This is a genomic window from Pseudomonas sp. FEMGT703P (assembly GCF_002786345.1).
Taxonomy (GTDB): domain Bacteria; phylum Pseudomonadota; class Gammaproteobacteria; order Pseudomonadales; family Pseudomonadaceae; genus Aquipseudomonas; species Aquipseudomonas peli.
Window position 1 is genome coordinate 238,640 of the sequence record NZ_PGCM01000006.1, and the last position, 19,218, is coordinate 257,857.

At 60.5% G+C, this 19,218-nt stretch carries 24 protein-coding genes; 12 read left to right on the top strand and 12 right to left on the bottom strand.

Annotation, left to right across the window (positions count from 1 at the left end):
- Positions 1–54: 54 nt before the first annotated feature.
- The 5 genes from CUR33_RS11215 to CUR33_RS11235 all read right to left on the bottom strand — a co-directional run bounded on the left by CUR33_RS11215 (position 55) and on the right by CUR33_RS11235 (position 3,267).
- Positions 55–585 carry a DUF1569 domain-containing protein gene (locus CUR33_RS11215; protein WP_289239676.1) on the bottom strand — a complete coding sequence of 177 codons (531 nt, stop codon included), beginning with the start codon at positions 583–585 and terminating at the stop codon, positions 55–57.
- Complete coding sequence (locus CUR33_RS11220; protein WP_289239677.1) at positions 585–1,469, bottom strand: alpha/beta fold hydrolase; 885 nt, start codon at positions 1,467–1,469, stop codon at positions 585–587. The genes CUR33_RS11215 and CUR33_RS11220 overlap by 1 nt, the downstream gene beginning before the upstream one ends.
- Positions 1,466–2,248, bottom strand: coding sequence for a class II aldolase/adducin family protein (locus tag CUR33_RS11225; protein ID WP_108489704.1), 783 nt, complete (start codon positions 2,246–2,248; stop codon positions 1,466–1,468). The genes CUR33_RS11220 and CUR33_RS11225 overlap by 4 nt, the downstream gene beginning before the upstream one ends.
- Positions 2,249–2,347: 99 nt before the next feature.
- Complete coding sequence (locus tag CUR33_RS11230) at positions 2,348–2,815, bottom strand: cupin domain-containing protein (RefSeq protein ID WP_289239678.1); 468 nt, start codon at positions 2,813–2,815, stop codon at positions 2,348–2,350.
- Complete coding sequence (locus CUR33_RS11235) at positions 2,815–3,267, bottom strand: flavodoxin (protein WP_289239679.1); 453 nt, start codon at positions 3,265–3,267, stop codon at positions 2,815–2,817. Before CUR33_RS11235 ends, CUR33_RS11230 begins: the two co-directional genes overlap by 1 nt.
- A 112-nt stretch (positions 3,268–3,379) precedes the next feature.
- Between CUR33_RS11235 and CUR33_RS11240 the strand changes: the two genes are divergently transcribed.
- Positions 3,380–3,841 (top strand): PAS domain-containing protein, encoded by a 462-nt coding sequence (locus CUR33_RS11240; protein WP_289239680.1) that lies wholly within the window; start codon positions 3,380–3,382, stop codon positions 3,839–3,841.
- Positions 3,842–3,892: 51 nt separating this feature from the next.
- Positions 3,893–4,504 (top strand): hypothetical protein, encoded by a 612-nt coding sequence (locus CUR33_RS11245; protein ID WP_289239681.1) that lies wholly within the window; start codon positions 3,893–3,895, stop codon positions 4,502–4,504.
- A gap of 140 nt (positions 4,505–4,644) precedes the next feature.
- Here CUR33_RS11245 and CUR33_RS11250 read toward each other — a convergent pair whose 3' ends face one another.
- Both CUR33_RS11250 and CUR33_RS11255 read right to left on the bottom strand, forming a co-directional pair.
- The gene (locus CUR33_RS11250) at positions 4,645–6,423 is read right to left on the bottom strand and encodes an acyl-CoA dehydrogenase C-terminal domain-containing protein (protein ID WP_289239682.1); all 1,779 of its coding nucleotides are present in this window, start codon (positions 6,421–6,423) and stop codon (positions 4,645–4,647) included.
- 207 nt (positions 6,424–6,630) lie between these two features.
- Positions 6,631–7,584, bottom strand: coding sequence for a MerR family transcriptional regulator (locus tag CUR33_RS11255; RefSeq protein ID WP_160088183.1), 954 nt, complete (start codon positions 7,582–7,584; stop codon positions 6,631–6,633).
- Positions 7,585–7,675: 91 nt separating this feature from the next.
- On the opposite strand from CUR33_RS11255, the gene CUR33_RS11260 reads away from it, so the two are divergent.
- The gene (locus tag CUR33_RS11260) at positions 7,676–8,101 is read left to right on the top strand and encodes a thiol-disulfide oxidoreductase DCC family protein (protein ID WP_289239683.1); all 426 of its coding nucleotides are present in this window, start codon (positions 7,676–7,678) and stop codon (positions 8,099–8,101) included.
- A gap of 4 nt (positions 8,102–8,105) precedes the next feature.
- Here CUR33_RS11260 and CUR33_RS11265 read toward each other — a convergent pair whose 3' ends face one another.
- The gene (locus CUR33_RS11265) at positions 8,106–8,402 is read right to left on the bottom strand and encodes a hypothetical protein (RefSeq protein ID WP_289239684.1); all 297 of its coding nucleotides are present in this window, start codon (positions 8,400–8,402) and stop codon (positions 8,106–8,108) included.
- Positions 8,403–8,666: 264 nt separating this feature from the next.
- Between CUR33_RS11265 and folM the strand changes: the two genes are divergently transcribed.
- From folM to CUR33_RS11295, 6 genes are all read left to right on the top strand, one after another.
- Entirely contained in the window at positions 8,667–9,377 is a 711-nt protein-coding gene (gene folM, locus CUR33_RS11270) for a dihydromonapterin reductase (protein ID WP_289239685.1), read from the top strand.
- 22 nt (positions 9,378–9,399) lie between these two features.
- The gene (gene folE / locus CUR33_RS11275) at positions 9,400–9,960 is read left to right on the top strand and encodes a GTP cyclohydrolase I FolE (protein WP_090251672.1); all 561 of its coding nucleotides are present in this window, start codon (positions 9,400–9,402) and stop codon (positions 9,958–9,960) included.
- Positions 9,960–10,331 (top strand): dihydroneopterin triphosphate 2'-epimerase, encoded by a 372-nt coding sequence (gene folX / locus CUR33_RS11280; RefSeq protein ID WP_090251669.1) that lies wholly within the window; start codon positions 9,960–9,962, stop codon positions 10,329–10,331. Before folE ends, folX begins: the two co-directional genes overlap by 1 nt.
- Before the next feature lie 123 nt (positions 10,332–10,454).
- On the top strand, positions 10,455–10,745 hold the full coding sequence (locus CUR33_RS11285) for a DUF1244 domain-containing protein (protein ID WP_090251667.1): 291 nt from the start codon (positions 10,455–10,457) through the stop codon (positions 10,743–10,745).
- Complete coding sequence (locus tag CUR33_RS11290; RefSeq protein ID WP_170048142.1) at positions 10,745–11,089, top strand: HopJ type III effector protein; 345 nt, start codon at positions 10,745–10,747, stop codon at positions 11,087–11,089. Before CUR33_RS11285 ends, CUR33_RS11290 begins: the two co-directional genes overlap by 1 nt.
- Before the next feature lie 184 nt (positions 11,090–11,273).
- Positions 11,274–11,861 (top strand): putative glycolipid-binding domain-containing protein, encoded by a 588-nt coding sequence (locus CUR33_RS11295; RefSeq protein WP_160088191.1) that lies wholly within the window; start codon positions 11,274–11,276, stop codon positions 11,859–11,861.
- A 57-nt stretch (positions 11,862–11,918) separates the two neighbouring features.
- Here CUR33_RS11295 and trxB read toward each other — a convergent pair whose 3' ends face one another.
- The gene (gene trxB / locus CUR33_RS11300; protein ID WP_282876487.1) at positions 11,919–12,866 is read right to left on the bottom strand and encodes a thioredoxin-disulfide reductase; all 948 of its coding nucleotides are present in this window, start codon (positions 12,864–12,866) and stop codon (positions 11,919–11,921) included.
- 268 nt (positions 12,867–13,134) lie between these two features.
- Here trxB and cysZ point away from each other — a divergent pair, with 268 nt between their 5' ends.
- Positions 13,135–13,887 carry a sulfate transporter CysZ gene (gene cysZ / locus CUR33_RS11305; RefSeq protein ID WP_289239686.1) on the top strand — a complete coding sequence of 251 codons (753 nt, stop codon included), beginning with the start codon at positions 13,135–13,137 and terminating at the stop codon, positions 13,885–13,887.
- A 4-nt stretch (positions 13,888–13,891) separates the two neighbouring features.
- On the opposite strand, the gene CUR33_RS11310 is transcribed toward cysZ, so the two are convergent.
- Positions 13,892–15,013, bottom strand: coding sequence for an SRPBCC family protein (locus CUR33_RS11310; protein ID WP_289239687.1), 1,122 nt, complete (start codon positions 15,011–15,013; stop codon positions 13,892–13,894).
- A gap of 82 nt (positions 15,014–15,095) precedes the next feature.
- Between CUR33_RS11310 and bsrA the strand changes: the two genes are divergently transcribed.
- Together bsrA and CUR33_RS11320 are read left to right on the top strand one after the other, a co-directional pair.
- Positions 15,096–15,998 carry a LysR family transcriptional regulator BsrA gene (gene bsrA, locus CUR33_RS11315; protein ID WP_289239688.1) on the top strand — a complete coding sequence of 301 codons (903 nt, stop codon included), beginning with the start codon at positions 15,096–15,098 and terminating at the stop codon, positions 15,996–15,998.
- 58 nt (positions 15,999–16,056) lie between these two features.
- Positions 16,057–17,235, top strand: a complete 1,179-nt coding sequence (locus CUR33_RS11320; RefSeq protein WP_289239689.1) for a glycosyltransferase family 4 protein — start codon at positions 16,057–16,059, stop codon at positions 17,233–17,235.
- A gap of 22 nt (positions 17,236–17,257) precedes the next feature.
- Here CUR33_RS11320 and sfsA read toward each other — a convergent pair whose 3' ends face one another.
- Positions 17,258–17,965, bottom strand: a complete 708-nt coding sequence (sfsA, locus tag CUR33_RS11325; protein ID WP_289239690.1) for a DNA/RNA nuclease SfsA — start codon at positions 17,963–17,965, stop codon at positions 17,258–17,260.
- Positions 17,955–19,136: a pyridoxal phosphate-dependent aminotransferase gene (locus CUR33_RS11330; protein ID WP_289239691.1), complete on the bottom strand. Its 1,182-nt coding sequence runs from the start codon at positions 19,134–19,136 to the stop codon at positions 17,955–17,957. The genes sfsA and CUR33_RS11330 overlap by 11 nt, the downstream gene beginning before the upstream one ends.
- Between the last annotated feature and the right edge of the window lie 82 nt (positions 19,137–19,218).

Below are 19,218 nucleotides of genomic sequence, written 5' to 3' on the forward strand. Positions count from 1 at the left end.
GGTCACAATAGCTACGCGCAGCGCTGAATGGTGCGCAATAAAGCAGCGGGATAGTCAGGCCGGGCGGATCAGGCTCAAGTGGTTGTAAAGATGCAGCACATGGGCCTGGGCGTAATCGGCATGGCTAAGAACGCCATAGGCAAAGTGCGGCTGCAGCTCGCCCTGATACGCAGCGAAATCGGCAAAGGCTTGCTGCAAACGCTGTAGCGCGTGGGCTTGCGTGGCTGGCGCATTCAGCGGGGCCGCGCCGGGAATGGCCTCATTCAGCGGATGACGCATCGCCCCACGCGCGGCAAATACGCTAAAGGCCAGCGGGCCAACGCTGCTACGGAACCAACCCGGCTTGAGTTCGGGATAACCGCTGATGGAATACTCGATGCTCTGCGCACAATGGTTGAACACTTCGGCCGGGCTCCAACCCTTGAGGCTGCGCAATGGCTGATCGACTAAACCGGCCAAAAGCTGCTGGGCCGCATCCAGGCTGACTGCGGCTGGCGCCTCGCCGCTGGGCAATGCCCAGAACCCAGCCCCCAGAACCGCCACACCGCCGAGGGCGGCACCTTTCAGGACAGTACGTCGTTGCATTATGTGGCCTCCAGCCCTTCACGAAATTGCAGGTAATGCGCCAGCACCTGAGCTGGGGCCTCGGTCTGCGGATAATGACCAATGCCGTCCAGCAGCACAGTGTCCGGCTGGGGGATCAGCTCGCGGTAACGCGCCACCATATGCGCCCCGGAAATCGGGTCAACTGCGCCATCGATCACCCGCATCGGCACCGCCGTGGCCTGCATCGCCGCCACCCAGCGGTCGCGGTTGATGCGGCGCTCGGGCATATAACGGATCAAGCGGTGCATCACCGCCGGGCCGTTATGGGCGGCGATCAGGCTCCAGAAGTCATCCAGTTCACGCTCACTGGGCTGGGTCTGTGGGCCGAACACTTTGGCAAAACTCTGCGCCAGCTTCTGGCGGCTGAATAACCGGCCAATCAGCGGGCCAATGGGGCTAAGCAGCAGCTTTTGCACCAGTACCGGATGATGGGTTTCCGGAAACAACCCGCCATTGAGAAAGACACAACTGGCGAGTTGTACGCGCCCGTTCTGATGCCGTGCCAGCAGCTCTTGCGCCACGCTGTCGCCGTAGTCGTGGGCCAGCACATGCACTGACTGACCAATCCCCAGATGCGCCAGCAGCGCCTGCTGCAGATCAGCCTGTTCCAGCAGGCTGTAGGCATGTCCACGGGGTTTGGCCGAGTCGCCAAAGCCAAGCATGTCGCAGGCAATCACCTGGTAGCGCTCAGCCAGCGCAGCCCACAGGTAATGCCAGTCCCAGCTGGCGGTCGGAAAGCCGTGAATCAGCAACAGCGGCTCGCCCTGACCGGCCGTCCAGTAGCGGATGCCATGGCCGTTAAAGCTAAAGGTCTGCCCCGCACTGCGCCAATCCGCCAGGGCAATCCCTGGCAGCGCCGTCATGCTGCGTAACCTGGCATCTGTTGATCGAGCTTGCGCAGCAGCGCCGGCCACGGCAGTGCGCCGCCCATGCCCTGCGGACTTTTCATCACGCCGGCAATCATCGCCCGGGCACCGTCGAGGACCTGTTGCGGGATATGGATCAGCTCCGCCCCGCCACTCTGCGCCATCACCTGAATCTCGCAGGCGCGCTGCAGGGTAAACATGCCGAGGAAGGCATCGGCGATGCTGCCGAAAGCGGTAAGCAAGCCATGGTTGGGCAGGATCATAAAGTTCTTGTCGCCCAAATCCGCCTGCAAGCGCGACTTCTCGTCATGGTTCAGCGCCACGCCTTCATAGCCGTGATAGGCCAGGCTGGCGAGAACGAACAGCGACTGCTGCGACAGTGGCAGCAAACCCTGCTTCTGCGCCGATACAGCAATCCCCTGCGGAGTGTGGATATGCAGCACGCAACCAACATCGTGGCGCACCTCGTGCACGGCGCTGTGAATGGTGTAGCCGGCGGGGTTGATGTCGAACGGGCTGTCCATCAGCTTGTTGCCGGCGAGGTCGATCTTCACCAGGCTGGAGGCGGTGATCTCATGGAACATCAGACCATAGGGGTTGATCAGGAAGTCTTCGCTGCCGGGGATCTTCGCCGAGATGTGGGTGAAGATCAGGTCATCCCAGCCATACAGGGCAATAAGCCGGTAACAAGCGGCCAGGTCTACGCGGGTCTGCCATTCGGCAGCAGACACCTGATCCTTGAGGCTGACAACAGGCAGTGCGTGGGCAACGGTCATGATGAATTCCTCGGCTTTTGTTATTGAAGTGCCAAGGAGTCTAGCGAGGGATGCCGCAAAGGTGAGTCGCTCTAGCGGCCAGCATGGTGGCCTTGCAGGTCAAACCAGCTCGGGATGCAGCTGCGCCAGCATGGGCCAGTCGCAGTGGGCCTGAGGGTCATCGCTGAGCAACTGGAAGCCGGCGAAGTCGAAACCCGGCGTCACCGTACAACCCACCAGGGTAAACGCCCCGGTGCTGCGCGCCGCCTGCCAGGCATGTGCTGGCACTAAGCGCTGCGGCAGCTGACCGATGGCCACCGGGCCCAAGCGCGCACAGCGCACGGCATCGGACTGCTCGGCGACCAGCAGCTCCAGCGGCGCGCCTTCATAAAAGTGCCAGAGCTCGTCGGCATCCACCCGATGCCAACGGCTGACCGCGCCGGCGGGAAGCAGAAAGATGATCGCCGTGCCGCACAGACGGCCACCGTCAAGCTGTGCAGACGACTCATACAGGCGACGGTAATAGCCACCTTCCGGATGCGCCTGGAGTTGCAGCGCCGTGATCAGCTCTTGCGCGCGCGGGTGCATCAGCCGTGCAGCGCCACAATAAAGTCTGCCAGCCAGGGCTCGGCGTCGGTTTCTGGAGTCACGCTTTCGCTGCTGTCCAGGCGCAGCATCGGCTGCACTTCACGGATGCCCAGCTCGGCATACAGCTCGCGCACCAGCTCGCCACCACCGCAGAAGGTGTCGCCATAGCTGGAGTCGCCCAGGGCAATTACCCCGCCCGGCAGGCCACTCCAGGCCGGCAGATGATCACGAATGGCGTAGTACAGGGGCTGCAGGTTATCCGGCAATTCACCCATGCCGGTGGTCGACGTCACCGCCAGAAAAGCTTCAGGAGCAAACGCCTGAATGTCCGCCAGACTGGCGCGCGGGTTGTGCCAGGCCTCATGGCCGGCGGCCTTGAGCAGACGCTCAGCGTGGCGAGCAACTTCCTCAGCGGTGCCGTACACCGAGCCGGAAAGGATGGCGATTTTCATGCAGAACTCCGAAACAGTCAGAACCAAATCGATAAGCACGGCATTATGCCGCAAGTAGACAGACCGCCCGGATGTTTTAGAATGCAGCCGACATAGACTGGGAAATCGCCTCATGATCAACGCCAAACTGCTGCAACTGGTGATCAACGCCTCCAACGACGGCATCGTGGTGGCCGAACAGGAAGGTGACGACAACATCCTGATCTATGCCAACCCCGCCTTTGAAAAACTCACGGGTTACGCCAGCGAAGACATCCTTTATCAGGATTGTCGTTTTCTGCAGGCTGGCGACCGTGATCAAGCAGGCCTGGATGCCATCCGCGAGGCGGTCAAAGCCCACCTTCCGTGCCGACAGATCATCCGCAATTACCGCAAGGACGGCAGCCCGTTCTGGAACGAGCTATCAATCACCCCGGTGGTTAATGACGCCGACCAGCTGACCTACTACATAGGCATCCAGAAAAACGTCACCGAACAAGTGCTAGCCCAGGAACGGGTCAAAGAGCTGGAAGCCGAGATGGCCGTCCTCAAAGCCGAGCTGGCACGTTTGCAGGCGACGACCGGCACTAACTAATCCCCAGATCAGCGGTCACAACAGCTCCAGAGCTTGATATAGACCGCTCCCATGCAAGAACAAGCACTTCTGACTCAGGCCGAACTGGCCTTTATCCGCCAGCTGCATCAGCCCACGAACAGCGTGCCGCCCAGACAAACGGGCGTGCCGGTTGACCTGGGCAAACAGCTCAGCGAACTGCTGTCGCAGTGTGCGGCCAATGAACAGCTGAGCCTGCATGCGCACATCGCTAACCAGCACCTCACCTTCAACCTGCACCTTAGCCAGGATGAACGCAACGCACCCTGCCTGCAGCTCGGCGCGCCGCAGATCATCGATGAAGGCGAGATCAACCGTGCATGGCGCTCACTCCTGCCCGAGCCGTTACCGCTGTATAAGCCCAACACACAGCCGAGTGACCTGTGGATTCATCAGTTGTCTGCGAACGGTGCGCTGATCGAACACCGCGCACAGCGCAAGGCACCCAAGTGCTTTCACCTGGTGTTGCCCGTGGATGAACACGCACCGATTGCCGTATCGGGGATCTTTGTCCGCGAAACCGCAGACGGTCTGCTGGCCTATCAGCTGCTTACCCTCGACCCGCAAGGCGATGAGCAGCTGCGCCACTACATTTACCAGCAACACCTGCTACGCGAACAACAACCACAGGCACGCCACGGCTGAACAACGCCCGCAACTAACAGACAAAAAAAGACCCGCAATCAGGCGGGCCTAAAGTGCAGGCTAAAAGCCTGCAGCAGGGATAAAAAAATCCGATAGCCGAAAATGGGCGGAACTTGTGGCTATCGGATTGCGCAGTCGTTTTAGGCAGCAAATTCCTCATCGCTGAAGGCCATCAAGGTGGCTTTACCAGCTTTAACCTCGGCCAGCAGGCTGTCGGTTTCCGTCAGGATGCGCGCCATAAAGAAGTCTGCAGACTTCAGCTTGGCGCCATAAAAGGCTATTTCTGTGCTGCCTTCGGCAAGCTTGGATTTGGCCACCGCGGCCATACGTGCCCACATCCAGGCCAGGCTGGTGAGGGCGAACAGACGTAAGTAAGGTGTCGCTGCAGCACCCGCTTGCTCAGGATCTTTCATGCCTTCGGTGGCAATCCACATCGTGGCTTGCTGCAGTTGCTTGAGCGCACCACCCACGGCCATTACGTGATCAGCCTCGGCATGCGCCTTGAGCCAACCCTCGATAAGGGCGAAGTAATTGCGCACAGCACGTCCCCCACCCAGCGCTAGCTTGCGACCCACGAGGTCAAGCGCCTGAATGCCGTTGGTGCCTTCATAAATTCGTGTGATACGTGAATCACGCACCAGCTGCTCGATGCCCCAGTCCTCGGTAAACCCGGAGCCGCCCAGTACCTGCAGCCCTTCGTTAGCACTGTTGAAGCCTTCGTCGGTGAGGAAGGCTTTAACCACCGGCGTCAGCAACTGCACCAGATCATCGGCTTGCTCACGCACAGCTGGGTCTTCATGGTCATGAGCCACATCCTCGTGCAGACCAGTGAAGTAGGCCAGAGCGCGGCACCCTTCGATGGTCACCTTCTGGCGCAGCAACATGCGGCGTACGTCCGGATGCACGATGATTGGATCAGCAGGTTTATTAGCGGCTTTCGGGCCCGACAGCGAACGGCTTTGCAGGCGCTCTTTGGCGAATCCAAGGCTGACTTGGTAAGCACTTTCAGCAATACCAAGCCCCTGCATGCCCACCATCAAGCGCGCCGAGTTCATCATGGTGAACATGCACTTGAGGCCCTTGTTCGGCTCTCCAATCAGCCAGCCCTGAGCCCCTTCGAAGTTCATCACGCAGGTAGCTGAACCCTTGATGCCCATTTTGTGTTCCAGGCCACCGCAGAATGCCGGGTTGCGGCTGCCGTCTTCCAAGAACTTGGGCACCAGGAACAGTGAAATGCCTTTTACGCTGTCCGGTGCATCGGGCAGCTTAGCCAATACCAGGTGCAGGATGTTGTCGGCCAGATCGTGCTCACCGCCGGTGATCCAGATCTTGGTACCACTGATGGCATAGCTGCCGTCCGCCTGAGGTACAGCACGTGTACGGATCAAGCCCAGGTCGGTACCGCACTGTGGCTCGGTCAGGCACATGGTGCCTGTCCACTCACCGCTGATCAGTTTTGGCAGGTAGCGTTCCTGCAATTCACGGGCGCCGTGAGCGGTCAGCGCATTGATCGCGCCATGAGTCAGGCCTGGGTACATGCCAAGCGACAAGTTGGCCGAGCAAACCATCTCCTCAACCATCATGTTCAGCACATGGGGCAAGCCCTGACCGCCGAACTCGGGGGTACAGGCCAGTGCGGTCCAGCCGCCTTCGGCGAACTGTTGGTAAGCAGCGCGGAAACCGTCCGGTGCTTTAACCGATTTACTTTCCGGATCGTACTGACAGCCCTGTTTGTCACCAGGGCCATTGAGTGGGGCCAGTACGTTCTCCGCCAATTTGGCGGCTTCTTCCAGAATGGCGCCACCGAGGTCGTTTCCGAACTCGCGCTGACTAGGCAGCGACTGCAAGGTGGCATAAGCGTCGAGCACCTCGTCAAAAACGAAACGCATGTCACGAAGGGGTGCGCGGTATTGGGTCATGTTGCTGAGTCCTCAAGCTGTACGAATGGATACAAGCTATACACAAACAAACAATGTATAGCTTTTGTATAGCCTAAAGACCCAGATAGCAAGCAATTTTCTGTACAAGCTGTACAACTAATTAAAACCGACAGTAATTTCTGGGCACGCCAAAGCGCGACCACCCGCCGGGAGGCCGCCCAAATTCAGGGGTACTTAGTGGAGAAATCAGGTATCGAGGTGGCCCGCCAGAAACTGCTGCAGGCGGCGCTGCATCAGGCGGCCTTCATTACCCAAGCAGGCAATCGGTGAGCCGCTGAGACTTTCCTCGGCGAGGTCAGCACCGTCACCGGCCATCACCAGCGGACAATCCAGCGCCAGCGCAAGGCGCGAGAGCACTTTAGGCAGATCATCAGTGGGCGGCTGGTTGGAGAACAGCACGAGCGCCTGGGGCTGCATCTTTTCACAGATCAGCGTCAGCTCTTCCAACGGCTGACCCAGGCCCAATACGCTGACCGCCGTTTCGGCGCTACTCAAAAGCAACCCAGCCACCAGCAGCTCCAACTCGCGGCAGTGGCCCGGCAAGGCCGCCAGCAGCACACGCTCCTCAACCTGAGCGCGCAACACCTGCAGGCGCTGCAACGTACGTGCACGCAGGAAGGTGTCGAAAAACAGCCATTCGCTGGTCTGGCCGTATTCCTCCTGGCGCAGCAACAGCTCCTGCCACAGCGGCATCAGGATGTCCTGAAACACCACGGGCAGTGGATAGCTGGAGAAAATCTGGCCGTACAGTCGATCCAAGCGCACTTCATCAAAGGCACTGATGGCGCGGCGGAGCTGGGCTTGCCACTCGCCCCATTCGCTGGCACTGACTTCTTCATAGACTGGCGAGCTGGCTGATTTGATCGAACTGCTTTTGGCCAGAATCTTACCGACCTTGCTAACTGCAACGCCGCGCTCGATCCACGCCAGGATGCTGCGCACCGACTCGATATCGACCTGTGAATACAGACGATGACCGCTGTCGGTGCGCGTCGGCTGGATCAACCCATAGCGCCGCTCCCAAGCCCGCAGGGTGACCGGATTGACACCAGTCAGACGCGCCACTTCACGAATGGGAAATAACTCTTCCTGCTTGAGAGCACTCGAAACGAGGGACGCACTACCAACGTGATCGGACATAGGCGCAGGTATCACAGAAAAAATGTTGGCCGCATTGTAACCCAGCTATTTCCAGCATACTTTGTACAAGACTTATACAAAGAGTTAGACCATGAATATGCAACCGAGCTGGCCCCTGACCCTCTACTACGATGGCGACTGCCCGCTGTGCGCCCGCGAGATCAAGTTGTTGCGCCAGCGTGCTGATGTACAACGGCTGTGCCTGGTTAATATCAGCGTCAACGACTTTCATCCCGAGTCCGTCGGATACAGCCGCGAAACCCTGCAGAACCTCCTGCACGCCCGCTTCGCTGATGGCCAGTGGGTCACCGGCCTGGATGCCACGCTATGGAGCTGGCGCGCAGCGGGCCTTGGGCACTGGGCCACGCCGTTGACATGGCCCGCATTGCGGCCACTGTTTGAACTGGGTTATCGATTGTTTTGCCGGCTACGGCCACACCTTGACTGGCTTCCCCACCCGGATGCGAGTCGTCGCTGCAAGGATGCAACATGCGACGTCAGCAAAAAATCGCGTTAGCGCATCAGCGCAGCGTGATCCGCAGACCTGGGTCTGGCTCAAGCAGTACAGGGCGACCAATAATTTCGTCGTGACTCTCGGGCTGCAGCAACAGCATTTGCCTGATACCGCAGCCACGCAGCCGCGCCTTAAGCATTGCCAACCCAGGCCATAGCTGGCGGCCCGAGGCATATTCCAGCGTGCGCACGCGACCTGACCTACTGATCACCTGCACCTTGTAGCCGCAGCAACGCAGCGTGAGCACTTCCACACGACGCACGCGCCCAAACAGCACTGCAACACTCAATTGCCACGGCTTCATACGCTGCATACCTGTACAAGAAATCCAATCTTGTACACGATTAAAACAATTTTATTCAGCCCTCATCCACAAAAAATACCGATACAGCTCAATGAAATAGGCAAATTAAGCCGTATAGACGCAGTACCCGTACTGGCCGCATGGTTGTACAAAGCACATTGCTGGTATAACTTTACTCCTGGTTCAGTCGAGGCCGCGTCTTACTGGTCAGGTAACCCGGCGCAGCGTCGCTGAACCCACCTTTTTCCTTCTGCCGAGTCGACCATGAGCGCCAGCGCCGCACCTATCCTGATAACCGGAGCTAGCCAGCGTATTGGCCTGTACTGTGCCGAGCGCCTGCTGGATGACGGCCACGCGCTGATCGTGACCTACCGCAGTGAACGCGACGGCATCGATCGACTCCGGCAACGCGGTGCCCTGGCCCTACAGGCTGATTTTGCCGACGAGGCGGGCATCCTGGCGTTTATCGAACAACTCAAAGGACACACTGACAGCCTGCGCGCCATTGTGCACAACGCCTCCGATTGGCTGGTGGAAACGCCCGGCGAAGAAGCTGCGGCGTTTCAGCGATTGTTCAGCGTGCACATGCTCGCCCCCTATTTGATCAACCTGCATTGCCAACCCTTGCTGGAACGCAGCTCGCCGGCCGATATCGTGCACATCAGCGATGACGTGGCACGCAAGGGCAGCGCCAACCGGCCCGCCTATTGCGCCAGCAAAGCTGGGCTGGACAGCCTGACGCTGTCATTTGCTGCACGCTTCGCCCCACAGATCAAAGTGAACGGTATCGCCCCGGCGCTGATCATGTTCAACCCGGACGACGATGCCGAGTACCGCGCCAAAACCCTCAACAAATCGGCACTGGGCATCGAACCCGGGCCACAGGTGATCTACCAAAGCTTGCGCTACCTGCTCGACAACCCCTATGTCACCGGCACAACCCTTACTGTCAACGGCGGCCGTCATCTCAAATGAACCCGGCCGCGAGGATCCTGCAATGACCCCAGAACTGCCCAATCACTACCGTGAGATTCTTCTTGGCGTCGGTGAAAACCCTGAACGCGAAGGCCTGTTGGACACGCCAAAACGTGCTGCCAAGGCGATGCAATACCTGTGCAATGGCTACCACAAAAGCCTGGAAGAAGTGGTCAACGGAGCGCTGTTCGAGTCCGATAACGATGAGATGGTGATCGTTCGCGACATCGAGCTGTATTCGCTGTGCGAGCACCACATGCTGCCGTTTATCGGCAAGGCCCACGTCGCCTACATTCCTACCGGCAAGGTGCTCGGCCTGTCGAAGGTCGCGCGCATCGTCGACATGTTCGCGCGGCGCTTACAGATCCAAGAAAACCTTACCAAGCAGATCGCCGACGCGATCCAGCAAGTCACCAATGCCGCCGGCGTGGCCGTGGTCGTCGAAGCCAAGCATATGTGCATGATGATGCGCGGCGTGGAGAAGCAGAACTCAGTAATGACCTCCTCGGTGATGCTTGGAGCCTTCCGCGAATCCTGCAACACTCGCCATGAATTCCTGCAACTGATCGGACGGAGCAAGTAATGCCGCGACTGGAACCTGGGATGGCCCGCATCCGCGTCAAAGACCTGCGCCTGCGCACCTACATTGGCATCAAGGAAGAGGAGATCAACAACAAGCAGGATGTGTTGATCAACCTGACCATTCTCTATCCCGCCGTAGAGGCGGTACGCGACAACGACATCGACCACGCGCTGAATTACCGCACCATCACCAAGGCGGTGATCCGCCATGTTGAAGAGCATCGCTTCGCCCTGCTCGAGCGCATGACCCAGGAAATTCTCGACCTGGTGATGGCCAACCCGGACGTACGCTACGCCGAGGTTGAAGTGGATAAACTGCACGCCCTGCGCTTTGCCGAGTCGGTGTCCATCACCCTCGCTGGACATCGCTAGAGAAAACGCTGAAACGGCCTTATATGATCCCCGGTGCGTCCTGTGCCGGGTCGTTGCCGCCGGGCGGGCATGCTTTTATCATCGCCGCCAACGTACTCCCGCTTGCCTTCAGAGAGCATCGCCATGACCGAGCAAGAACGCCTCGAACTTGAAGCCGCCGCCTTCCGCAGCCTGGTGCACCACCTGCGCTCACGCCCTGACGTGCAGAACATCGACATGATGAACCTGGCTGGCTTCTGCCGTAACTGCTTGTCCAAATGGTTTAAAGCCGCTGCCGATGACATCGGCGTTGCCGTCACACCGGATGAGGCACGCGAAGAGGTCTACGGCATGCCGTATGCAGAGTGGAAAGCTAAATACCAGAAGGACGCCAGCGCCGAGCAGCAGGCCGCCTTCAGCAAGGGAAAAAAGTAATGAGCCACCTCAACGACTTTCGCGCCAAACTGCGCAGCGAGCACTTCACCTTCGCCGAGACCCTGGCGTTTATCGCGGAGCACTACCAGTACCAGCCCAGCGCCTTCGACAATGGCGCAGTGCACAACGCCGCCGGGCAAAATGAAGGTTCGTGCAAGACCCTGGGCCTGGCCTTGCTTGAAGGCCTGAGTGTAGAAGAAGCCCTGCTGTGCTTTGGTGAGCATTACCGCAGCGTATTGAACACCCCGAGCGGCAGCGACCACGGCAATATCCGCGCCTTGATGGAGACCGGCCTGGCGGGCGTGCGATTCGAACAGCCCTCGCTGCAACGCAACAGCTTGTAATCAATCGCGCGAATGCGCGCGCAGAAACTTGCGCAACTGTCGGCAAAGGCTGACAGACATCTGACTTTAATCCGCCTATGCTGCGCGCCATTACTTGAACGAGAACACCAGGGACGGTGCTCCGTGCTGCGTTATGGCCGTGCGTTCCCGGTTTCTTACCCCTACCTGGCTTGGAGTCGCGTAAATGCAGCAGACCTTGGTATGGAAACCATGGCACAACCCCGGCGTGGAAAACCTGCGCCTGAACATCGATGAACACGGCATCAACGCCACCAGCCATCTGATGCAAAGCCTGCAAGGCCACAGCATCGCCGCAACCTACGTGATTAACTGCGACCCGCGCTGGCGCTTTCGCCGCCTGTGGCTGAAGGTCGACAACCACGGTCAACGCAGCCTTAACCTCAAGCGTGACATCCGTGGCAACTGGTTCCACAACGGTGAGCCACGCCCGGACCTCAGCGAATGCCAGCAGGTGATGCTCTCCGAATCGCCCTTCACCCACACCCCTGCCCTGCAGCGTTGTGCTCTGGAAACCGGGCAGAGTGAACTGATGCAAGTCGCCTACGTTGACCTGCTGACCCTCAAAGTGGAAGCACGCAGCCAGCGCTACCAACGTCTGCGCGAAGAAGGCGGAAGAACCCTCTACCGCAGTGAAGCGCAGGGTAAAAAGAGCAGCGAACTGACCGTCGACGAACACGCCCTGCTGGTCAAAGCCAGCGATCAGTTTTTGCGCATGAGTTCGCGGGATTTGAAGCTCAACACCTGGGTCTAGGCAGACCGCAGACAACAAAAAGCCTCGATTAAATCGAGGCTTTTTGCATTCTCAGACTTACTGACCGTCGAGATAACGCTCCACATCCAGCGCCGCCATGCAACCGGCACCGGCCGAGGTGATGGCCTGGCGGTAAACGTGGTCAGCCACATCGCCGGCAGCAAACACGCCAGGAATGCTGGTAGCAGTGGCATTGCCTTCGCGGCCACCGTTGACCACCAGATAACCGTCCTTGAGCGCCAGCTGGCCTTCGAATAGCGAGGTGTTCGGCGTATGGCCAATGGCGACAAACAGGCCATCGACACTCAGCTCGTCAAAGCTGCCATCGTTGTTCTTCACCCGCACACCCGTCACGCCCATGTTGTTGCCGAGCACTTCATCGACCTCGGCATTCAGCTTGAGCACGATCTTGCCTTCGGCGACCCGCGCCTGCAGCTTGTCCTGCAGAATCTTCTCGGCGCGGAAGGTTTCCCGGCGGTGTACCAGGGTCACCTTGCTGGCAATATTGGCCAGGTACAGCGCCTCTTCCACTGCTGTGTTGCCGCCACCGACCACCGCGACCTCACGGTTGCGGTAGAAGAAACCATCGCAGGTGGCACAGGCGGAAACGCCCTTGCCCATAAAGCTTTCCTCGCTGGGCAAGCCCAGATAACGGGCGCTGGCACCAGTGGCGATGATCAACGCATCGCAGCTGTAGGTGCCGCTATCACCCACCAGGGTGAACGGCTTACCGGCCAGGTCCACGGCATTGATATGGTCATAGACGATTTCCGTCTCGAAGCGCTCGGCATGCTCCTGCATGCGCTGCATCAGCGCAGGGCCGGTCAGGCCATGTACATCGCCCGGCCAGTTATCCACCTCAGTGGTGGTGGTCAACTGGCCGCCGGCCTGCAGGCCGGTGATCAGCAAGGGCTTGAGATTCGCACGCGCAGCATAAACCGCCGCACTGTAGCCGGCAGGGCCGGAGCCCAGAATGATCACGCGGGCATGACGATCAGCAGACATCAACAGCTCCTCCCGGCATTGCCGGCAGCAATAAAAAGGGACTTTCGCGAGGACCTAGGGGAAGGTAATAAGGTCGAAAGCCCCACAAAGGGATGCTGCGCAGCCTATGCCTGCCCGACGCACTGCGGAAATATGCTTTGCCAATACTGTGCATAGGCAAGCGCTATAAGCGCACACCGGCAATCGTTAGCGTCCGTTGCAGAGGCTTTCACCTGCCACACAAAGCCGGTAAGGTCGGCGCGACTTCAACTTCCTGGAGACTCCTCCCATGCACGCCCCCGTGCTGACCGGCCCGCAATACCTCAGCGAAGGCCTGAAACTGGTCCTTAGCCCCGGCCTGCGGCTGTTTGTGCTGCTGCCGCTGACGATCAACCTGATCCTGTTTACTGCGCTGATTGTGATCTCCATGCAGCAGTTCAGTGGCTGGGTCGAGACCTTTATGCCCAGCCTGCCGAGTTGGCTGAGCTTTCTTGAATACGTGCTGTGGCCATTGTTTGTCGTGCTGGTACTGCTGATGGTGTTTTTCACCTTCACCCTGCTGGCCAATATCATTGCCGCGCCGTTTAACGGTTTTCTTGCGGAGAAGGTCGAAGTGGTGGTGCGCGGGCAGGATGATTTTCCGCCCTTCAGCCTGGCCGAACTGACTGCCATGGTGCCACGCACCCTCAGCCGCGAGATGCGCAAGCTGGGCTACTTTCTGCCGCGCGCCATTGGTCTGCTGATCCTCAGCTTTATTCCGGTGGTCAACCTGATCGCCGCGCCGCTGTGGTTGCTGTTTGGCGTGTGGATGATGGCGATTCAGTACATCGACTACCCCGCAGACAACAACAAGATGAGCTGGCAGGACATGCTCGCCTGGCTGCGTGAGAAGCGCTGGCAGAGCCTGGGTTTTGGCGGTATCACCTACGCTGCTTTGCTGGTGCCAGGGCTGAACATCCTGATGATGCCGGCAGCCGTGGCCGGCGCCACGGTGTTCTGGGTGCGTGAGCGTCAGGAACAGGTACTGACGCCCGCCCCCTGAGTCATCACCCTGCAGGTTGGCTGCGCTCCAGTACCGCGCGCAGCGCCTGCATCGAGGCCAGGGATTCGCGCTCGATACGCCGGCTCAGCAGCAGGCGATTAGCCAAACGCATCAGCAGGCCGTCGAAGCCGTATTCCAGGGTGCGGACAAACTCGCAACCGCCCTCTACTTCTATGCACTCGTAGGTCAGCAGCAACGCCAGCCCGTGATCACCACAAGCGCTGGCCTGCCAGCGGCGACCTGGCTGGTAGTCGAGCACATCCCAGCGCAGATGCCCTGCGCGGCCACCGGCATGAATGTCTTCTTCAAATACCTCACCGGCGAGCAATGCACCCTCCCGGCCATAGATGCGCAGTGAGGATGGATGCCATTCGGGCCAATGAATCGGCGCGGCTGCATAACTCAGCACATCGTCCGCCGGGCGTGTGAGGCGAATGCGATGCTGCTGGCGATTCTGCTGATAAATCGGCTCCGGTTCCCAGTGCAGGGTGCCGTACAGCCAGTCCATCAGCGGATGGACGATGCCGAAGTTGCGCGCATGCATCAGCTCACGGCGATGGTGCAACGCATGCAGGCGGCGCATCTGGCGAATCCACGGCAACCGCGCGACGGGGTGCTCGGCCGGCAGATGCTCGCAGGCATGCACCACCTCGTAACTCATATAGCCCAGCAGCATGCTGCCGGCGAACAGCGCCGCCAGGTTGCCGTCGAGGTGCGCCAGCAGCCACCAGATACCCAGCAGCGGCAGGCTGTAGAGCACGATCAACCAGGCAGGAAAGAGGATCACCCGCCAGTCACGCGGCGTCTCGTAGCGCATCTGCCCCTCGACAAAAAAGCTGTGGTGATCGCCGGTGTGGCGCTTGTAGAACAGCTGGCCGAAGCGCGTCTTGTTGTGCCCCAGGCGCTTGTGCACCTGGTACTCGCCCCAGCTGAAAAACACCAGGCTCAGCGGCACCAATAGCCATTGCCAGGGCGCCACCGCGTCCAGGGTGCGCCACAGCAGGCTGATGCAGGTCAGGCCATAGGCCAGCACAAAGGCGGCATGCAGCCAGGGGTTGTACAGCGGGTGGATGGCATCCCGATAACGTGTGCGGAAAGCCTGGGCATTGTCATTGTTATAGGCCACGGCATAACTCCTGTGCAGATTGACAGCAGTCTAGGCGCGGCCAGATCATTCCGATAATGGATATTCAGAAAGAGCATTATTCTTGATAACGAATTTGCGTCAGCTCGACCTCAACCTGCTGCTGGTCTTCGATGCACTGATGCAGGAAGGCAACCTGACCCGCGCGGCCGAACGCCTGCACCTGAGCCAGTCGACGGTGAGCAACGCCCTCGCCCGCCTGCGTCAGCAACTCGGCGAAGAGCTGTTTCTGCGCACCGCCCGGGGCCTGACGCCCACCGCCCGCGCCCAGGCTTTATATCTGCCGGTACGTCAGGCTTTGCGCCTGCTGCAGACCGGCCTGGGCCCGGCCGAGCCGTTTGACCCGCAAACCCCGCACGCCTTCAGCCTGTCGCTGAATGACTACGCGCAAGCCGCACTGCTGCCCATGTTGCAGGCACACCTGGCGCGGAGCGCCGCGCAGGTCGAGCTGCTGGTGCAAGCCGATGATGCCGACAGCCTGGTGCAACGCCTGGAAAGTGGTGCGCTGGACCTGGCCATCGACTACCTGCACTTCGATTCGCCTGACCTGCACTACGCGCCGCTGCGTGAAGAACCGCTGGTGGCCATTGGCCGCGCCGGCCACCCGGCCTTTATCGGCGGGCTGAGCTTGGAGGATTACCAGCAGGCGCGGCATATCACGGTAACGCCGCGCGCCGGACGTGGCTCGCCGCTGGAGATCGTTCTAGGTTCGGCCAGGGTGCGGCGGCAGGCGGCGTTGCATTTGCCCAACTACCTACCGATCCCGGCCATCGTCGCCCAGACCGATCTGCTCGGCACCGTGCCCGCGCGGCTGGCCAAAGCCTTCGCTCCGGTGCATGCGCTGGAAATCGCGCCGCTGCCCTTCGATATGCCGCCGGTGCAGGTCAGCCTGATCTGGCATCAGCAACAGCACCTCGACCCGGCGCACGCCTGGCTGCGCCAACAGCTGATCGAACTGCTCGACTGAAATACAAACGCAACCAAAACGTCACAGTCATTACATAGCGGCAGCGGACACTGCTGCCATGAGCACAGCTTCCCTGCATATCGCGCTGATCAGCGAAACCTTCCCGCCGGAAATCAATGGCGTGGCCAACACCCTCGGGCGCCTGGTCGACGGCTTGCGTGGCCGTGGCCATCGCGTGCAACTGGTGCGTCCGCGGCAGAACGTCGACCCGCGCGGTGCGGCCGACCCGGATCTGCTGCTGACCCGTGGCTGGCCGCTGCCCGGTTACCCCGGTTTGCAGTGGGGTCAGTCGTCGCTGCACAAGCTGCTGCGCAGCTGGCAGCGGCAGCGCCCGGATGTGCTGTATATCGCCACCGAAGGGCCGCTCGGGTTGTCCGCCCTGCGCGCGGCGCGGCGCCTGCATATCCCGGTGGTCAGCGGTTTTCACACCAATTTCCAGCAGTACACCGGGCATTACGGCTTTGGCCTGTTAACCCGCCTGCTGACCAATTACCTGCGCTGGTTCCACAACCGCTCGCAGATGACCCTGGTGCCCAGCGTTAGCCAGCAGATTGAGCTGCAGCGGCGCGGCTTCGACAACCTGGAACTGCTTTCGCGGGGCGTCGACAGCCAGCTGTTTCACCCGGCCAAACGCTGCGCGGCCTTGCGCGAGCGCTGGGGCCTGGCGGAACAGGACATCGCCATCTTGCATGTCGGCCGCCTGGCGGCGGAAAAGAACCTGGCCCTGCTCAGCAAGAGCTTTCGGGCGCTGCAACAGGCGCACCCGCAGCGGCGGCTGAAACTGATTCTGGTCGGTGATGGCCCGCAGCGCGCCAGCCTGCAGCAGCAACTGCCCGAAGCGGTGTTCTGCGGCCTGCAGCGCGGTGAAGAGCTGGCCGCGCATTACGCCTCGGGCGATCTGTTTGTGTTTCCCAGCCTCTCGGAAACCTTCGGCAATGTGGTGCTCGAAGCCCTGGCTTCCGGGCTTGGCGTGGTGGCGTTTGATCAAGCGGCGGCCGCGCAACATATCCGCCACGGGCATAACGGCGCACTTGCGGTGGCCGAGGACGAACAAGGCTTTATCGATGCTGCCAGCTGGCTGCTCACCGACCACGAGGGCCTGCGCCGAGTGCGCCTGAATGCGCGGCTACATGCCTCGCGCCAGGGCTGGCCGGCGATTGTCGAGCTGTTCGAGCAGCATCTGCGCAGCGCCATGCAACCTGTGCAAGCGTTACCGGCCGGCAGAACGCAGCATTAAAGAGGAACGGAAAGCCCCGTTCCTACAACCGCACATCCAGACGCTTGATCAGCTGCACACCCTGCGCGCTGATCGCCGCGCCGTAAGCCAGCACTTCCACACCGGCGCTCACCGCCTCACGCAAAGCAGCGGCATAGGCCGGGTCGATTTCCTCGGCCGGGCGCACCGCATCAATGTCCGTTAGGTTCACGCAATACAGCTGCACCGCGCGAATCCCTTCACGGGCCAGTGCCGCCAATTCACGCAGGTGTTTGCTGCCACGCTCGGTGCGCGCATCGGGAAAGGCGGCGACGCGGCTGTCGGCGAACCCCAGGGTGACGCTCTTAACTTCGACGAACGCCGCACCTGCGGGGTAGTCCAGGCGAAAGTCGATACGGCTGCGTTCCTGGCCGTAAGGCACTTCGCGCTTGAGGCTGGTAAAGCCGTTCAGCTCGGCGATCAGCCCGGCACGCAGGGCCTCTTCCACCAGGGCATTAGCGCGCCCGGTGTTGATCACCGCCAGACGACCGTGCGGCGTTTCACCAATCTCCCAGGTGCCCGGTAGCTTGCGTTTGGGGTCGTTACTGCGACTGAACCAGATACGCGCGCCCTCGCTCATGCAATTGAGCATCGAGCCAGTATTGGCGCAGTGGATGGTCAGTAGCTCCCCGCTGGCGGTCTCGATATCGGCGAGAAAGCGCTTGTAGCGACGTAGCAGGCGCCCTTCTTCCAGAGGCGGATCAAACTGCATGGGGCTTCCAGCTGTTCAAACCACGCTTGATGCGATCCACCGCCTGCTGCAGACGCGGCAAATCCTGGGTGTAGGCAAAGCGCACATGCTGCGCGGCCTGGTAGCGGCCGAAATCCAGGCCAGGGGTAAAGGCCACATGCTCGGTTTCCAGAAAGTGCTGGCAGAAGGCAAAGGCATCACCGCCGAAGGCGCTGATGTCGGCATATAAATAGAAGGCGCCCTCCGGCTCCACAGCGATCTTGAAGCCAAGTTCACGCAACGCTGGCAGGAGGAAATCGCGACGGAGCTGAAACGCGTGGCGGCGTTGTTCGAGGATCTCCAGGGTCTGCGGCTGGAAACACGCCAAGGCTGCATGCTGAGCCATGCTCGGCGCGCTGATATAGAGGTTCTGCGCCAGCTTCTCCAGTTCCGGCACGGCGGCCGGTGGTGCCACCAGCCAGCCGAGGCGCCAGCCAGTCATGCCGAAATACTTGGAAAAACTGTTCAGCACAAAGGCATCGTCGTCCACTTCCAGCACGCTGGCAGCGTCTACACCGTAGGTCAGGCCGTGGTAGATCTCATCCACCACCAGATGCCCGCCGCGCGCTTTCAACGCCTGAGACAGCCCGCCCAGCTCGTCGCGACTAAGCAAGGTGCCGGTGGGGTTGGCCGGCGAAGCCACCAAGGCGCCGACGCTATCTTGATCCCAATAACGCTCAATCAGGTCGGGCGTTAGCTGATAACGCACATCAGGGCCAACCGGAACCAGCTGCGCCGCGCCTTCGACCAGGCGCAGAAAGTGGCGATTACAGGGGTAACCGGGATCGGCCAACAACCAGTGCTTGCCGGGGTCAACCAGCAGGCTGGTGGCCAGCAGCAAGGCGCCCGAGCCGCCCGGGGTGATCAGAATGCGCTGCGGATCGATATCCAGACCGTAACGCTGGCCATAGAAACTGGAAATCGCCTCACGCAGGGCCGGCAGGCCGCGCGCGGCGGTGTAACGGGTGTGCCCATCGGCCAGCGCCGCCTGCCCGGCGGCAACAATCGGCGCGGCGGTGGTGAAATCCGGCTCACCAATTTCCAGGTGGATCACATCATGGCCGTCGGCCTGCAGCTGATTGGCACGGGCCAGCAGCGCCATCACGTGAAAAGGTTCTATGGCGCGGCTGCGCGCACTGTAGGACTGAGCCATGGGACTGCCTTGGTCTGGATTAAGCCGCGGATTCTAAAGCATACCCAACGCAGCTTCGACAACCGGGAGTGGCGCAGGCTGA

Coding starts and splice junctions, on each gene's coding strand:
- CUR33_RS11215 (WP_289239676.1), bottom strand. CDS start 585: ATGCAACGACGTACTGTCCTGAAAGGTGCCGCCCTCGGCGGTGTGGCG.
- CUR33_RS11220 (WP_289239677.1), bottom strand. CDS start 1,469: ATGACGGCGCTGCCAGGGATTGCCCTGGCGGATTGGCGCAGTGCGGGG.
- CUR33_RS11225 (WP_108489704.1), bottom strand. CDS start 2,248: ATGACCGTTGCCCACGCACTGCCTGTTGTCAGCCTCAAGGATCAGGTG.
- CUR33_RS11230 (WP_289239678.1), bottom strand. CDS start 2,815: ATGCACCCGCGCGCGCAAGAGCTGATCACGGCGCTGCAACTCCAGGCG.
- CUR33_RS11235 (WP_289239679.1), bottom strand. CDS start 3,267: ATGAAAATCGCCATCCTTTCCGGCTCGGTGTACGGCACCGCTGAGGAA.
- CUR33_RS11240 (WP_289239680.1), top strand. CDS start 3,380: ATGATCAACGCCAAACTGCTGCAACTGGTGATCAACGCCTCCAACGAC.
- CUR33_RS11245 (WP_289239681.1), top strand. CDS start 3,893: ATGCAAGAACAAGCACTTCTGACTCAGGCCGAACTGGCCTTTATCCGC.
- CUR33_RS11250 (WP_289239682.1), bottom strand. CDS start 6,423: ATGACCCAATACCGCGCACCCCTTCGTGACATGCGTTTCGTTTTTGAC.
- CUR33_RS11255 (WP_160088183.1), bottom strand. CDS start 7,584: ATGTCCGATCACGTTGGTAGTGCGTCCCTCGTTTCGAGTGCTCTCAAG.
- CUR33_RS11260 (WP_289239683.1), top strand. CDS start 7,676: ATGAATATGCAACCGAGCTGGCCCCTGACCCTCTACTACGATGGCGAC.
- CUR33_RS11265 (WP_289239684.1), bottom strand. CDS start 8,402: ATGAAGCCGTGGCAATTGAGTGTTGCAGTGCTGTTTGGGCGCGTGCGT.
- folM (WP_289239685.1), top strand. CDS start 8,667: ATGAGCGCCAGCGCCGCACCTATCCTGATAACCGGAGCTAGCCAGCGT.
- folE (WP_090251672.1), top strand. CDS start 9,400: ATGACCCCAGAACTGCCCAATCACTACCGTGAGATTCTTCTTGGCGTC.
- folX (WP_090251669.1), top strand. CDS start 9,960: ATGCCGCGACTGGAACCTGGGATGGCCCGCATCCGCGTCAAAGACCTG.
- CUR33_RS11285 (WP_090251667.1), top strand. CDS start 10,455: ATGACCGAGCAAGAACGCCTCGAACTTGAAGCCGCCGCCTTCCGCAGC.
- CUR33_RS11290 (WP_170048142.1), top strand. CDS start 10,745: ATGAGCCACCTCAACGACTTTCGCGCCAAACTGCGCAGCGAGCACTTC.
- CUR33_RS11295 (WP_160088191.1), top strand. CDS start 11,274: ATGCAGCAGACCTTGGTATGGAAACCATGGCACAACCCCGGCGTGGAA.
- trxB (WP_282876487.1), bottom strand. CDS start 12,866: ATGTCTGCTGATCGTCATGCCCGCGTGATCATTCTGGGCTCCGGCCCT.
- cysZ (WP_289239686.1), top strand. CDS start 13,135: ATGCACGCCCCCGTGCTGACCGGCCCGCAATACCTCAGCGAAGGCCTG.
- CUR33_RS11320 (WP_289239689.1), top strand. CDS start 16,057: ATGAGCACAGCTTCCCTGCATATCGCGCTGATCAGCGAAACCTTCCCG.
- sfsA (WP_289239690.1), bottom strand. CDS start 17,965: ATGCAGTTTGATCCGCCTCTGGAAGAAGGGCGCCTGCTACGTCGCTAC.
- CUR33_RS11330 (WP_289239691.1), bottom strand. CDS start 19,136: ATGGCTCAGTCCTACAGTGCGCGCAGCCGCGCCATAGAACCTTTTCAC.